Source organism: Candidatus Woesearchaeota archaeon (assembly GCA_016180285.1).
In the GTDB taxonomy this organism is placed as follows: domain Archaea; phylum Nanobdellota; class Nanobdellia; order Woesearchaeales; family JACPBO01; genus JACPBO01.
Genome location: JACPBO010000002.1, coordinates 63783 through 79381, shown reverse-complemented (window position 1 = coordinate 79381; position 15599 = coordinate 63783). Strand labels below are relative to the sequence as shown.

Sequence of the window (15599 nt, the reverse complement as noted above, 5' to 3'; positions counted from 1 at the left end):
GGAACTTAGTTTTGAGCAAACATTTCTTCCCAGGTATCATAAACCGACCAGAATTTTTTCATCAATTCATGAGGTTCTTTAATCATTTTCTTTGCTGTTTTTGTTTGCAAGGCATTATAGAACAAATTTTCAATGTATCTGGCATCTTGGATGCTTTTATTTAGCGGTTTGTTTTTTGTTTTGATATTGCAAGTTATTTCCCTGATGATTCCTTCGGGGCCTAATGCTTGAAGTGCGTCAGCGTCAAATACGATTTTGGCTTCTATTGAAGCTTGTTTCTTTGATGTGTCTTTAAATGGCCTAAATTCAGCACATTCAACTAATTTTTTTATCATGTCCGGCTTTAGATTTATTTTATTTAAAAAAATTTTTAATTCATCTATATTGTCATGAAATTGGTGCACCATCGACCCTAGTCTGACTATTTCTAGATCTGCTTTTTCTGTTTTGGCAATAAATTCTGCGATTTTAACAGTTCTATCCATATGTTCGATATTGTGGGCAAAGTCTAGTTTCTTATACAAATCCAAACAGAATTGCGCTATTTGTCCAGTTTGTTCTTTTGTAATACCCATATTATTTTTTCGCCTTATATTAAATCTCTACTTTCATAAAATCATACGCGCACAAAACATTGTCAAAAGCTTCTTTCGCATCTTCAAACAGCTCTTCTGTTGTTTTGTATCTCTGGCTGAAATGCGTTATTATCAGTTTTTTGACGTTTGACTTGCCCGCCAATAATGCTGCCTGCTTTGCTGTAAGGTGCTTGTATTCCTGAGCTTTTTCTTCAAGTTTTGAAGTGTAAGCAGCTTCGCAGATCAGCAAATCAGCGTCTTTTGCCAGATCATAGCAGGATTTGCACAGAACAGTGTCATTTATTATTGTTATCTTCTTTCCCTTTTCAATGAATGTTGCTTCTTTTGGAGTTATTTTTTTGTTTTTGAAGATTATATTCTCTCCCTGCTGCAGCTTTCCAACTAATGGGCCCTGCGGAATGCCAAGCTTCTTTACTGCGGCAATGTCAACTTTTCTCCTGTCTTTTTCAATGAAATTAAAGCCGAATGATTTGATTTTGTGCTCTAACTCCAGGGCTTCCAGATAAAAGTCCTCATTTTCAAAGAATTTTCTTTTCTTTATCTCGCTTATTTTTAAGTCTATGTTGCAGTCAAAGACAAAAGCCTGAAACATTGCCTTAAATCGTTTTTTTGTTCCTGCTGGCCCGTAAATCTCCAGTGTTCCAGGATACCCGCTTGCGCTCAATGTCTGCAGTAAGCCCGGAAGACCAAGAACATGATCTCCGTGCCAGTGGCTTATCAGTATCTTCGTAATTCTTGTGGGCCTGATGTCTGCTATTCTCAGCTGCCTTTGCGTTCCCTCTCCGCAGTCAACTAAAATGCCTTCGTTCTTGTAAGTAAGCAGAAGCGCGCTGTGATTCCTTTCCTTGGTCGGCACCATGCAGGATGTCCCTAAAAATACGATTTCCATAAGAAATCTTTTTAAAGACTTAAATCATAAGTATTAAAATCGTAATCAAGCACATAATACCAAAAGCAAACGCAAAAATAATAATCTTCTGTTTATTCTTAGCTTTGCTTATAGCAGGATGCTCAGATCAGAAAGCGCAAGGTGAAAAGCTTCTGAAGGAACATGGTGAGACTATCAATGCTGTCGCAACTGCCAGCGACAATGCCAACGAAACTGCCATCAAGCTCAGCAATGACTATCTTGAAGCCATCAAAGACAATAACATCGACTCTAGTGAGATGGCTGTGCTGCGCAAGGAATGCGAAGACAGGCAGCTGCTAAGCGACAAGCTCAAGGAAGAAATCCTGAAGTTAAAGAATTACATTGAGAATAAACAAGCCATGCTGATGCAGGCGGGCATTGATATAGAAGATGATAAAAAACGCCTTATGCAAGCTGAAGATTCCCTTAAAAATGTTGAAAGTCATGCTAGCATATGCGGGCAGCTGTTTGGCAAGAGCGTTGAAGCTGGTGAAGGTGGCGGTGAAAATGAGGAGCTCGACATCAAAGTGGACAAAGAAACTAAAGCTTGCAAGAAAATAGGCGGGGATGACTGGACGAATTGGCAGTATGAAGTTACAGTAACTGGCGAGGCGTGGGGGCCTGTGGGCACATATTTGGAAATGATATCAACATCTGTCTCAGCCGGTGATCTCCTCCAAAGCAGCCTTGCATGCGACTCTTGGTCCAAGACAGATCTCACTTACAGATTGTCTTCCTGCTATCGCGAAGAAGGCCAGCCTTTCAAGACAAAAGTTGTTTTCACTTATTACTACAGCAGCAGCGATCTTGCCCGTCCAGAAGCCTGGCTTTCCGGCCTTTCGTTTCCTGGCGACACAGAGTGGCTGGAACGGCTTGGCGGGTATTATGCCCCAATTAACATCAGCATTAAGCACCCTGAATTTGAAGAAGGAGGCTACGATTTAGTTGTTTTCTGCGAGGAAGATGACAAGCAGCCAAAACAACCCCTGAATCCGCTTCCCTGCAGCGCTTACTGGAATAGCGAATGGAAAGGATTCTTTGATCTGAAGGATGGCCGCAGCGGTACTGTGTCTTTCAAGCTCGGGCAGCCCTCTTCAGCCTGTGGCAATATTCCTGTGACAACAGTCGACGCGTCTATCGGCGGCAAGAAACTCCAGGAACTCGGAGTCGGCATTAATCAGTTCACTTGCTCATTCGACTGCACCGATACTTTTTCAGTGTATATTAACGCGTACGGAGATGAAACAACCGGGAGCCTTTTTCTGCAAGATTCTAAAATCGCCTACGAGTTCGATAAGAACGGCAATGCAATCAGGCCAGTGGCAATTGTGGGAGCCTCAGACTATGTCTATGAAGAGGGAGAAGGGCCAATAGCGCTGCCTGTAAATCATAAAGGCAGTTTCCTTGTGAAGCGATAACTCTTTTTCAAATCGTTTCTATTAGGCAACTATGTTTTCTGAAAGTGTGTTATTGGAAATGTTGAACAAAAAAAGAAATCTTTTTAAAGGAACTGACAATAAACAAACATATGGCTGAGGAAAGCAAAGAAGATCAGAACAAGGAACGGCAAATTGAGAAAAAGCCAAGAGAAGCAGTCACAGCTATTTTTTCAAGAGAGAGGATCATCACAGAAGACAGCGATGCTAGCCGCGAACTTTACAACCAGAGCAGATATGGCGTTGTTCTCGCAAACAATAAAGTTCAGCTCTCCCTTCTTGAAGGGCTTTATTTAATGGAGAAAGGAAGGTTGAAGGTTACTGATGACCGGAACAAAGAAGTTAGTTTCGATAACTTTCTTAAAAAAGCAAAAAAAGTAGAGCCTAATTTCTGGATAAGATACTGCGTTTTCAAGGATATAAGGGACAGAGGCTACATAATAAAGACAGCATTAAAGTTCGGCGCAGATTTCCGCATTTATGACCGCGGTGTAAAGCCAGGAGAGGATCATGCAAAATGGATTGTTTATCCCGTGCATGAAGGCGAAAGCCTGACATGGTATGAGTTTGCCGCCAAGAACAGGGTTGCGCATTCCACAAAGAAAAGGCTTCTTATCGGAGTTGTGGATGACGAGGCAGATGTGAGCTATTGGGAGATTAGATGGGTAAGGCCATAAAAAAGTATATAAACTCGTAACAACTTTCTATATTCATGCCATCAGATACTCCGGATAAAGTGCTGCAGATCGTAAGAATGAGAGGCCCTTTGCTGCCGATTGTTATTTCCAAGGAGATCAATTCTAACACGCTGTTTGCTGCCGCAATACTGTCTGACTTGGCTGGAAGAAAGCTCATCAAGATCTCTAGCATTAAAGTCGGAGGCTCGCCGCTTTATTATGCTCCGGGGCAGGAATACAAATTGCAGAATTACTATAACCAGCTTAATGATAAGGAAAAAATTGCCTATGACATGCTCAAGGATAAAAAAGTGCTTGATGAAGCAATCTTAGAGCCCGTTATAAGGGTGTCATTAAAGCTGATGAAGGATTTTGCTGTTCCCGTGGCTGTCAATGAAGGAGAAGCGCAAAAAGTGTTCTGGAAATGGTATTTAACCCCGCAGAATGAGGCTGATGAATTAATAAAAAATATTCTAAATCCTGCCAGAGAAAAGCCAGAAATAAAAATTGTCAAAGAAGAAAAATCTGCTGAAGAACATGATCTTGAGCAAAAAAGAGGAGCTGTAGAAGAAAAAGCGAGGAAGATTGATCTTGAGATGAAAAAATTAGAGGAGATGAAAAGGAAGGATGTGATCCAGAGAAAATTGGAAGCTGAGAAGCTGAAAGAGCCTGAAAAAGAAACAAAGGACGAATTTTTTGAAAAAATCAAAAAATACTGCGCTGAAAAGAAGATTGAAATTCTTGAATACAAAATCATAAAGAAAAAATTAGAGCTGGATCTTGTTATAAGAGTTCCATCTGCTGTTGGAACTTTAGAATACTACTGCAAGGCAAGAGATAAGAAGAATATTAGCGAGGCTGATTTAAGCACAGCATTTATTCAGGGCCAAGTAAAAAAACTGCCTGTTTTGATATTGGCAACCGGCGACCTGAATAAAAAGGCATCTTTAATGCTGCAGAATGAGTTTAAAGGAATGAATGTCAAGAAGCTATAATTAAAATGGGCGTTGCAATAACTGAGCTGTTGGTTAAAAAAGAGATAAAAATAGGAGATCTGAAAAACAGAATTATTGCAGTTGATGCGCCTAACTGGCTTTACCAGTTTTTGACAACAATAAGGCAAAGAGATGGAACGCCTTTAATGGATTCTTCCGGCAATATAACCTCGCATCTTGTCGGGTTATTCTCAAGAACAGCTAACCTAATGGATGAGGGGCTAAAGCTTGTTTATGTTTTTGACGGGAAAGCTCCTGCACTGAAAGAAGAAGAAAGAGAAAAAAGAAAGCAGGCAAAAATTGAGGCTGAAAAAAAATACAATATTGCAGTTGAAAAGGAAGATATTGAAGAGATGAAGAAATATGCTTCCAGAACATCAAGATTGACAGGCGAGATGATCAGTGAAGCGAAAGAGCTGATCACTGCGCTTGGATTGCCTGTTGTTGATGCGCCTTCAGAAGGAGAAGCCCAGGCAGCGCACATTGCTGCAAAAGGGAATGCTTACTGCTCGGCATCGCAGGATGCAGACAGCTTATTGTTCGGAGCAACAAGGCTCGTGAGGAGCTTAAGCGTTGCCGGGAAAAGGAAGAAAACGAACAAGCTCGGTTATGTGACGATACAGCCTGAGCTGATAACGCTTGCTGAAACATTGAATGAATTGGGCATTGATAGGGAGCAGTTAATTGCTTTAGCTATGCTTATCGGAACTGATTACAACAATGGCGGAATCAAGGGAATCGGGCCGAAAAACGCATTAAAGCTTGTAAAAGAATATGGCAAGGATTTTGACAAGATGTTCAAAGATTCAAAATGGGCTGATTTCTTCAATGTTGAATGGAGAGTCATATTCGATTTGTTCAAAAACATGCCTGTAACAGATGACTATAAGCTGAAATGGAATGCTGTTGATGAAGAAAAGATAAAAGAGATTTTGGCTGAAAAGCACAATTTCTCTAAAGAGAGGGTTGAAAGCTCTTTGAAAAGCTTGATCAAGAAGAAAGAAGAAAAAAAGCAAAAGGGGTTGGGTGAGTTTCTCTAAAAAGATTTAACATTCCCCTTCACTCTTGCTGCAAGTCCATGCTCCAGTATTACTTGGTCCACAGCACCACTCTGTCTTATTGCTGCTATACATTCTTAATCTAGCCCCATATGCACCAAACTGCATCTCCTTTGCACCTGTGTATAGGTTGCCATTTGAGTAGACTGTAAGCCCACTAGACCCGCTATTAGTTACGGCACTAAAAATATGGTTGCCACTACTATCACCTTTAACTTCTAACTTAGAATTAGGTGCTGTTGTACCGATGCCGACATTGCCTGCAAAATAAGCCCCTCCTTTACCATCAATTCTTGCTAATAATGGAGTTTCTCCGCCACCATATGCTTCAAGAAACTGATTGTTATAAACATCATTCTGTGTAAGATAAAGAAGTGTCTCCCCTCCGCCTGTCTTGTCTATTTTTATGCCTCTGCCCTCAGCGCTGTTAATCTGGATGTTAGGAGAGGGGTTGCCGCCGCTGGTTATCTCGAGTCTTCCTCCTGTCGGCGCAGTCCCAATTCCAACATTGCCATTACTATCTACGTTTAGTCTAGGGACACCTGCTGTTGCAAATACAAATTGTTGCCCAGGTGCTATGTTGTTAAAATTAATTCCTGCTCCGGTTCCGTAATCACCTATTATGATGTTTTTTCCGCTGCTCGTTACAAAATCGCCTGCAACTGGAGCGGTGCTATCGACTCTTAAATACCCATTGGCGAATGTATATGCTCCTCCTGTTTTTTTTGAACATCCCGCAAAAACAACCATCATGACCAATAAAGCTAAAATTCCAAAAACAAGACTTTTTTTCATTATTTCACCTCAGTTTATCTTATTTTTATTCCGAGATACATAATATATATAAATCTTTGTTTTTTCTATACAGAAATGCCTATCTTGAAAGACTCGTTAAAAAACAAGCTGACTAAAAAACAACTAGGCTTGTTGCCGTCCTCATTCGACATAGTCGGCGACATCTTGATATTTGCTGACTTTCCTATTGAATTGAATAAAAAAGAAAGGCTAATAGGGGAAACTTTATTGAATTTGTTTAAAAACATAAAAGTCATATGCAAGAAAACAAAGAAATACTCCGGAATATACAGGACGCCAACTTTAAAGATCATGGCAGGAGAAAAAAGAAAAACAACAGAACATATGGAAAGCAGCTGCATGTTAAGGCTTGATGCTGAAAAATGCTATTTCTCGCCAAGATTAAGCAATGAAAGGCTGAGAATATCCAAGCAAGTCAGGGAAAACGAGACGATTCTGGCAATGTTCTCGGGTGTTGGGCCATATCCGGTTGTTATATCCAAAAACTCAAAGCCAAAAGAGATTTACTCGATAGAAATAAACCCGATTGCCTGCGAATACCAGCAGGAAAATATTTTATTGAACAAGACAAAAAACATAAGGCTTTTTAAAGGCGATGCTAAAAAGGTTGTTCCAGAACTAAATAAAAAATTTGACAGAATTTTAATGCCATTGCCGAAGGGGGCTGAGAATTTTCTGGATCTTGCATTATCCGCAGCAAAAAAAAGGGCAATAATCCATTTCTATGATTTTTTGAAAGAAGGCGAATTTGAGAAAGGCATTGGAAAGATCGATAAGGTTTGTAAAAAACTAAAAAGGCCTTATGAAATAATGAACATCGTCAAATGCGGGCAGTACAAGCCGAGGGAATTCAGGGTTTGCATAGATTTCGAGGCAAAATAGCAATATTTAAATATATATGGTGAGGCAATATTAAAAAGAGGTGAATAGATGATAGGATATGCTGAAGGCGTACTGCAGATCGCAAATGTCTTTTTGATAATTGTTGCTGGCATTGCAGCAAGCACTCTTTTTAAGATATCCGGGGCCAAGAAACATTTAAGGGCATGGCGTCCTTTGATAATGGTTTTGATCTTGTTCGCAGTTGAAGAGATTTTAGGGGCATTAAGATCTTTCGGCATTTACTCAACTCCGCACTTAACTCATGTTGTTCCGTCACTAATGCTCGGGTTTTTGATTTATGCTTTAACGCAGCAGATAATTGTAAGCAAATACACAACAAAGGTCTAAAATGGGAATATATGAATCGATTGCATTGGTGGCGCCGCTTTATAATCTGGCATTTGTCACGATATTGCTTGTCTTGTTTTATAATTTATTCAGAATACCAAATAAGCTTATTTTTCAAAAGCCCTGGCAATTGCTGTTCATAGTTGTGCTCATATTTGTTGTGGAAGAGATCATGACTGTTTTAAGATCTTTGGGTGTGTTTTCTTTTCCATCTTTTATCTTTCCGATTTTTGAGATGGTGATGATCGCTCTTTTTATTTATATGGTTCTTTTGCAGAAAGAATACGTAAAAGGTCTTAAAAAATGAACAAGAGGGCATTATCACCGTTGATAGCAACTGTTTTACTGATAGCTTTTGCAATAGCGCTTGGAGCAATAGTTATGAGCCTTGGCAAGAATTATATACAAAGTATATCAACAGATCTGCAGCCAACGCAAGCTGCTGAAATCTGCAAAACTGCTGCTACAGGAGATTCCTTAAAAGACCTACAGATACAATACATCAACAACAAGATATCAAGATCAGATTATATCTCGCGCGAGAAATCAATTATTGGCTAATGCTGTATTTCTTTTTTTCTTTGCCCTGCTATAAACAGTCCAGATGGTTCTATCATCTCTGTTCATCAAAACAGCAATTTCATGATAGTTCATATTAAGGGTTTCTTTAAGATATTCGCTTATCGCTTCTAATGCGCTTAATTTTCTGTCCTTTAATATGGAGACTGGTATGCCTACTTTGGACATTCTTTCCTCTGTTTTTATTGTTTTATTTGGCATTCCCCATTCCTCTCTTGAACAGCAGGCGATAGAGCTTCTGCAAGTCATTGTAAACTTCAGCTTGAACATAAGACGGCGATCTGGCATAGAGTTCTAGAGTTCTCAGATACAGCCTCTTTGCCTCAAATAGATCATCTAGGCCAAGATATGCATATACATCTATGATGTTGTTGTAGATTGGCTTGCAGTATTCTTTCTTTGCAGCCTCAATCTTGTCTGTTACTTCTTTTATTCTCTCTCTGTAGAATTCCTGCTTTGCTGCTGCCAATGCCGCTTCTATGGCGTCTTTATTCCATCCTTTCTGCCTCAATGCAGATTTTAACTGATCAATTGTAAGTTTCTTATCAATAACTGCGTTTAATGTATTTTTAATGTATTTTTCAAGCCTTGCTGCTTCTTTGAGTTTATCATACAAGCCGATTACTTCATTGTAAACATCTTTTCTCTTGCCTGCAGCAAGCTTTTTGTAATTCTCAAGAATCTCAAGATAGAGCTGTTTTGCCTTATTGACATTCTCTTTGAGCAGAATAGCCGCATCAGAAACCTTGGTTTTTATTGCTTTTAATTTTCTTATGTCTTCCAGAATTCTTTGTTTTTCTATTTCTTTAAATGTTTTTAATCTTTCTTTTTCTTCAAGCTCTCTTTTCTTTCTTTCTTCTTCTAATTTCTTAAGTCTTTCCTGCTCTTCCAGTTTTCTTATTCTTTCCTGCTCTTTTAAGAGCCTTACCTTCTCCTGCTCTGCTGCTCTTCTTTTTCTCTCTAATTCTTTTTTGGCTCTTAATTCCTGAAGCTTCTTTTCTTTTAATGACTTCAATAATTTTCTTTTATTTTCATAGTTTCGCAGCCGGATTGCCAGATTTTCGTGCAGGACTTTGATGAGATTTTTGAAATCAGGCAATAGTTTATGCTGCAATTTCGGTTTAGCTTTGATTGGGATTTTAGCCTGCTTTATCCTTGTGTGCTTTAAAATCAAGTTAAGCAACTTTGATGAGAAGAAGAACAGAATGAAGAAAACAGCCAAAGCCAAAATCATTGCAACTGCATTGCCTAAAAACTGATATTTGTCGTCAACAAAATAGCTCTTTGCAAGGTATATTGCTGCGCCTGCAGTTATTAAAGTAAGTAATGTGTATCTCAATGGCCTTCCTATCTTGTGCCTTCTTATCTTCTTGTAAAGCGCTGTTAATGCCGCCATTAAAGACATCAACAACACAACAGCCAATGCCAGCAACGCTATAAGCTCAATGTTTTCCTTGGAAATTATTCTTGCGCAGTCTTGCGGACAGCTTGCTGCTGTTTCATCCAGGCCGCAATAGCCATTTCCGCAGCTGCATCCTGTTATGTCCGGCAATTTTTCTTCCTTTATTTCTTTGCCGACAATAACATATGTGTCTTCATAACTGCATTCCGGGATATTCAATTCTATATATTGATTGCTGCCTAAAAGGGATTTTCCGCTTCCGACAACTTTGGCAACTTCCTCTGCGATTATCCTTTCTATGATCTGCTTTGATTCAATATTATCCAGAATATCTGTATGCGTTACATTGATGGCCCAGTAATTCTCGCAGCTGTTATTTATTATCTTTCCACCAACTGTCTGCGCGCTTTCAACTGTTACTAAGCCATCATTGCTTTTTGTTATTTTTACAAAGCCGTAGCTTTTTGTTCCGGCTATTACCTTGTATTCCATACCCGGAACTTCTGGGATTGCTTTGCCGTAGACTAATTCTTTGACCACGGCCCCCTTTATGTTGAACAATTCCGCTGTCTTGCTGTTCATAAGGAAATTATATAAATTTCTGTAAACTCCTTCTGAGATAGATCCTTTGTTCGGCGATGCTATTAAAACTGCCTTTCTTGCCTTATTTACAAAGCTGTAATTATGCTCATAGCCGTAATAAAGCGCCTGCTGCGTTATTAGCCCGCCTAATGAATGCGCAACAAAGTAGAGGTTATCATATTCGTTGATGTTAAGCTCGAGCAGCTCTGCAAATTGCTTTCCATTTTCCTCTATTGTTTTTGAAGAAGGGTATGCGAATGTCCATGTCTGCCATGGCTGCCTTGTTAATTTGATGTCATTTATTATGTCATTGAATCTTTCCGGGCTTCTTTCAAAGCCATGAACCAGAATTACTGCTTCCCTGCTTGTTTTAGGATCATAAACCTTATTTAATTCAGATTTTTCGCAGTATAAGCAGATAATCCCCATTACGGCTATTGTTGCCTGGTTGTTTTCGTCCAAGAATTCTTCCAAATTATTCATTGTTGCTGTTATTTTGTTTTCTTCATAATTTATGTCGCCGCCTATATGGTTCCATGTTTCATTTATTTTAATGTATATTGCAATGCTGTCATTTTCAATGTTTTTGCCCAAGATGTAAGGCAACGAGATAACTGCATTGATTGCTGTTCTGTTTTCGAATGTTACAATCAAAGGAGTTGCTATAATCTTCAAGTTTGTGTTTTCTGGCTCTCTTACTGCTTCAGAAGGCATTGAAATGCTGACTTTCTGGTTGATTTCATTCAAGAATTTTATTTTGTATTTTCCGCTTTCAATAGTATCTTTTTCATATTTTATAATCATGTCAGTTTTTGTAATGTTGATAGGCATTAATATTGGCTCCAGGTATGATGTGTTTCGCCTGAATTCCTTCACTATTTTCCCGCCGCATTTCAGCTTTGTTGTTTCCTCTATTATTGCCGGGGAGCATTCATCGCCTTTGCATTTTAATGCGTTTACATCAACATAGTTATTTGGAATGTTGAATGTTAAAGTTAAAGATCCTTTTGCGCAGTCCGGGCTGAAGGGATTGATTAAAACAGAGTAGCCTTTTGGGATATTCATCGCTTTAGTTATATTGCTTTGCTTTAATGCAAGTGTTTTGTTTTCTGTGTAGTTGAAGCACGGTACTGTGTTGATGGTTGATGTAGCTCCTGCTATTATTATTGTCTGCGGCTGAGTTATGGTTTCCGGAAATTCCACTTGCGGCGGCTGTTCTGGAGGAAGTTCTGGCGGCTGCTCTTCAGGAGTTGGCTGAGGCGGCTGTTCAGGCGGCGGCTGAGTAGGCTGCGCTGGCGGGGTTACTCCTCCGCCGCCTCCTCCCGACCCTCCACCGCCGCTACCTTCTATTGCGCATGATGCAGAACACCCATCGCCGCTTACTGTATTGCCGTCATCGCATTCTTCAGAGCCTTCTTTTATTCCATCACCGCATCTTATTATATTTGAGAGGGTCAATGTTATGTTGTTGCTTGTTGCATTTAAAGAGCCGTCTGTTGCATTGAATGTTATGAAATTTTCACCATACCACGAGCCGACTGCTGTTAATGCTGCAATCTTTGATGTCTGGTTTATAGATATTGTGATGTCGGACGGCATTGTTGAATTATAAATCAGATTGTCATTATCTATGTCTGTGAAATAAAGCGAAAGATTGATTGTTGCTGATCCGCCTTCACTCCAGTTTTGAGCTGAGATTGAAGAGTTCAGGATTGGTGCTGAGTTGTTGATCATTACGCTGCTGGAATTTACCCAATTGCTAAATATGGTTCCATCATATGCTATTGCGCTGCAAGTCCAGTTGTCATTCTTGGTTAATGCAGATGAGGGCACAAAAATGTTTGTCCATGCTAATGTTCCGCTTGTAACATTGGCAACTGTAGCGTCGTATGAGTTATTTAGATTGATGACGCGAATTCTGTTGTTATTGCTATCAGATATGTAAAGTTTCGTTCCGCTTGGGTTTGAAACAAGACCCTCCCCAGAAACCATTACATTGATAAAACTGCCTTCCAAATAGTCGGGAGTTCCATTGCCTGCAACAAGCAAGGTTGTGTTTGTGGTTAAATTGATTGCCCTGACTCTATTGCCCGATGGTTCAATGAAATAAAGCATTGTTCCTTCTGAATTCATCGATGTTTGATCAGGGCCATTAAGCATTGCATTAATTCCTGTTCCTTCCAGATATCCTCTTGTTCCATTGCCTGCGATCAGAGATGTTGTGTTTGTGGTTAAATCAATGCGTCTGATCCTATGACTCCCTGAGTCTGAGATGTACAAGTAATGATTGTCCGGACTAATTGTGGCTGCGTAAGGATTGTTAAACTTTGTTTGATTTCCCACACCTTCTGTGTATCCTGCTGTTCCATTGCCTGCGATCAGAGATGTTGTGTTTGTGGTTAAATCAATTCTTCTTATTCTGTTATTGCTGTAATCTGCAACATACAAGAAAGTGCCGTTTGAATTTACAGCAAGGCCACTTGGGTTGTTAAACATTGCGCTGCTTCCTGTTCCTTCTGCATATCCGCAAGTGCCATTTCCTGCTACAGTAGAAGTCGCATTCATTGCTAAATTTATTTTTTGTATTGTGCAATTATCCCAGTCGCTGACATAAAGTGTCGTATCATTGAACAAAACAATGCCCCAAGAACCAACAAAACCGCCTGAAATAAGCGAGGTTGTATTTGTTGTTAAATTTACTTTTCTAACTTTGGCATTGAAGTAATCTGTCAGATAAAGTGTGTTTCCTGCTGAGTCAACAGCAAGGTGACCGGGATAATTAAACATTGCACTAGTAACATTGCCTTCAGCATACCCTCCAGCCCCATTGCCTGCTACAAGCGAAGTTGTATAACTATTTTGCCTTGCATTATTTTTATACCAGCTGAAATAAACTGTTCCGATATCATTGTCTGCATCATTATAAACAGCAGAGCAGTTCAAAGTGTTGTTTTTGTAAGCGAGTGTTGGGTAGGTTGTAACATTGCTTGTAGCCGAAATTGAGTTTGCTATTGTTAATATTGAAGAATTCAATGCTGTTCCATGATCAGTTCCATCATAAGGTGTTACTTCGCAAGTCCAGTTCTGCAGTTTTGTTGTGTTGCCATGACCAATTGAAGTTTGGTTTTCCAGCGATGCAACAGCGATTGAATTATTGAGCCATCTTATTCTGTTTGTTATCGTATCGCCATCTATGTCATTTCTCAAACTTACGATTTCTACGCTGTTGTTGTACCACATTGTTTCATTATTCTGTTGCGTGTCGCCATCAGCATCTGAAAAAGTCCAGAATCCTTGAAGCGTTTCATTTGTCTTATTCAACTTCATAGATGAGTTCAAAATTATGTTTGTTGCTGTTGGGGCCAAATTTGCTATTGTCAAAATTGAAGAGTTTAATGCCGTTCCGTATGCAGTTCCGTCAAAAGGCGTTATTTCACAAGTCCAGTTTTCGTTCTTTGTTGTGTTGCCATGGCTTATTGATGTTAAATTTTCCAATGCGATGATTGCAGCGGAATTATTGAGCCACCTTATCTTGTTTGATATTGCATCGCCATCTATGTCGGCTGTTGACTGATTGAAGCAGTATAATGTTTCGTTTGTCTTATTCAAGCCCATTGAAGAGTTTATGATTGGAGTGGATTGTGTTGGAGCAGTATTTTGTATTGTGATAGTTGAAGAGTTACTCCAATTACTCCAGTCTTCTCCGTCATAGACTCTAACTGAAAAAGTCCAGTTCTGATTTTTAGTTGCATTTCTGCCTATGGATGTTATGTTTCTAAATTGCGTAACTTCTACGCTGTTGTTATACCATGTTGTTTCATTTAATTGCTGCGTATCGTTGTAATCCTGTTCGGAAAACGTCCAGAAGCCGCTTAAAGTGCCGTTTGTCCTGTTCTGGGGATCTGTTGAATTCAAAATTATGTTCGTTGCTGTTGGCGCTCTGTTTGAACCGAAAGCATATATTATCCCGTTATCGGCGCCAACATAAACAACACCATCTGCTATTGCGGGCGAGGATATTATTTGCTGGTTGCCGCTGGTGTAGTTCCAAACATTAACCCCATTGGATGCATTTATTGCGTAAAACTTGCCAGAGATATCCCCGAAATAAATGATGCTATTTGCTATTGCTGGAGAAGAAAAATCTATCATATCAGCTACTGTTACATTTCTTATAGATGCACCGCTGGTTGCATTAACCATGTTGAGCATATTAGATAAATCGCCAAGGTACACAACGCCATTGTCAATTGCCGGAGATGATTCAATTGATCCGCTGGCAGCCGAGTAATTCCAAATATGCGCTCCAGTGGAAGCGTTCAATGCATATAAGTTATTGCTTGCAGTATAAGCAACATCATTAAAGACTATTGTTGTCGGAACCACGCCTGTACTGGAAGGTGAAAAGTTCCAGATGTGAGCGCCTGTTGAAGCATTTAATGCGTAAGTTTTGCCATCATTTGAGCCAATGTATGAAATCCCTTTGGCAATTGTTGGCGAAGAATAGATTATGCTATTGCCGGTTGTAAAGTTCCAAATATGTGCTCCAGTAGACGCATTCAGTGCATAAATCTTTTTATCCCTTGAGCCAACATACATTATGGCATTAACAACTGCTGGAGAAGAGTCTATGCTGCCATTGGTTGAGAAATTCCAGATATGGGCCCCAGTAGAAGCGTTCAATGCATAAGTGTTGTTATCATACGATCCAACATAAACAATATTGTTTGCAACAGCAGGAGAAGATATTACGCTATTTTTTGTTGAGAAATTCCAGATATGGGCTCCTGTTGAAGCATTTAATGCGTAGGTTCTGTTGTCGTTAGATCCAATGTAAACAACCCCGTTTACAATAGCTGGCGACGATTGTGCTGAACCCTGCGTTATAAAAATCCATCTTGTGTTGTTTATTGTTGGACTTGCTGAAGAAGTATGGCCTGTATGCACTATGTTGTGATGGAACATTGGCCATTCGCTTGAATTTGAAATAATTGTTATGTATTGTATCTCCGTATCATTCCATGCCCCGTCAGAATCATTAGCATAAATCCTCCATTGATATTCTCCATAAGTTGACGGAACTTGCTTTGAATAATTGCTGTAATTCGTTGTCCCGCCAAAAGAGATTGGTGTTTCATTCGCCCAAGTTCCATTGAAGTTGGATGAAAAAATATAGCCCTTTAAATCATTCAGATCGGCATCTGTCCATGTTGCATTAAATGCAACAAATTCATTTGTAATTGGCAAGGTATTGTTTGTTTGAATGTTTGATGCAACAGGCATTGTGTTTGCAATTGCCAAAACGCTGGAATTAACCC

The 15599-nt window shown here is 39.5% G+C and carries 13 protein-coding genes; 8 read left to right on the top strand and 5 right to left on the bottom strand.

From position 1 onward, the window contains the following. Positions 1–5 precede the first annotated feature (5 nt). Positions 6–575 (bottom strand): hypothetical protein, encoded by a 570-nt coding sequence (locus tag HYU07_00440; GenBank protein ID MBI2128683.1) that lies wholly within the window; start codon positions 573–575, stop codon positions 6–8. A gap of 19 nt (positions 576–594) precedes the next feature. Further along, positions 595–1485 carry a ribonuclease Z gene (rnz, locus tag HYU07_00435; protein MBI2128682.1) on the bottom strand — a complete coding sequence of 297 codons (891 nt, stop codon included), beginning with the start codon at positions 1483–1485 and terminating at the stop codon, positions 595–597. A 104-nt stretch (positions 1486–1589) separates the two neighbouring features. Between rnz and HYU07_00430 the strand changes: the two genes are divergently transcribed. The 4 genes from HYU07_00430 to HYU07_00415 all read left to right on the top strand — a co-directional run bounded on the left by HYU07_00430 (position 1590) and on the right by HYU07_00415 (position 5654). Further along, on the top strand, positions 1590–2924 hold the full coding sequence (locus HYU07_00430) for a hypothetical protein (protein ID MBI2128681.1): 1335 nt from the start codon (positions 1590–1592) through the stop codon (positions 2922–2924). Between the two features lie 110 nt (positions 2925–3034). After that, on the top strand, positions 3035–3619 hold the full coding sequence (gene endA, locus HYU07_00425) for a tRNA-intron lyase (GenBank protein ID MBI2128680.1): 585 nt from the start codon (positions 3035–3037) through the stop codon (positions 3617–3619). Between the two features lie 35 nt (positions 3620–3654). Next, entirely contained in the window at positions 3655–4614 is a 960-nt protein-coding gene (locus HYU07_00420; protein MBI2128679.1) for a hypothetical protein, read from the top strand. 5 nt (positions 4615–4619) lie between these two features. Then, a complete protein-coding gene (locus HYU07_00415) occupies positions 4620–5654 on the top strand; it encodes a flap endonuclease-1 (protein ID MBI2128678.1) in 1035 nt (344 codons plus the stop codon). 6 nt (positions 5655–5660) lie between these two features. On the opposite strand, the gene HYU07_00410 is transcribed toward HYU07_00415, so the two are convergent. Beyond that, positions 5661–6467 carry a hypothetical protein gene (locus tag HYU07_00410; protein MBI2128677.1) on the bottom strand — a complete coding sequence of 269 codons (807 nt, stop codon included), beginning with the start codon at positions 6465–6467 and terminating at the stop codon, positions 5661–5663. A gap of 75 nt (positions 6468–6542) precedes the next feature. Here HYU07_00410 and HYU07_00405 point away from each other — a divergent pair, with 75 nt between their 5' ends. The 4 genes from HYU07_00405 to HYU07_00390 are packed head-to-tail and all read left to right on the top strand — an operon-like array spanning position 6543 to position 8279. Further along, positions 6543–7370 (top strand): class I SAM-dependent methyltransferase family protein, encoded by an 828-nt coding sequence (locus tag HYU07_00405; protein MBI2128676.1) that lies wholly within the window; start codon positions 6543–6545, stop codon positions 7368–7370. 48 nt (positions 7371–7418) lie between these two features. Next, a complete protein-coding gene (locus HYU07_00400) occupies positions 7419–7718 on the top strand; it encodes a hypothetical protein (protein MBI2128675.1) in 300 nt (99 codons plus the stop codon). A 1-nt stretch (position 7719) separates the two neighbouring features. After that, positions 7720–8025, top strand: coding sequence for a hypothetical protein (locus HYU07_00395; protein ID MBI2128674.1), 306 nt, complete (start codon positions 7720–7722; stop codon positions 8023–8025). Beyond that, positions 8022–8279 (top strand): hypothetical protein, encoded by a 258-nt coding sequence (locus HYU07_00390; GenBank protein MBI2128673.1) that lies wholly within the window; start codon positions 8022–8024, stop codon positions 8277–8279. The genes HYU07_00395 and HYU07_00390 overlap by 4 nt, the downstream gene beginning before the upstream one ends. Here HYU07_00390 and HYU07_00385 read toward each other — a convergent pair. Beyond that, positions 8265–8498: a hypothetical protein gene (locus HYU07_00385; protein ID MBI2128672.1), complete on the bottom strand. Its 234-nt coding sequence runs from the start codon at positions 8496–8498 to the stop codon at positions 8265–8267. The two genes, HYU07_00390 and HYU07_00385, sit on opposite strands and share 15 nt — an antisense overlap. Beyond that, positions 8488–15582, bottom strand: coding sequence for a PQQ-binding-like beta-propeller repeat protein (locus HYU07_00380; GenBank protein MBI2128671.1), 7095 nt, complete (start codon positions 15580–15582; stop codon positions 8488–8490). The genes HYU07_00385 and HYU07_00380 overlap by 11 nt, the downstream gene beginning before the upstream one ends. Positions 15583–15599: the final 17 nt, after the last annotated feature.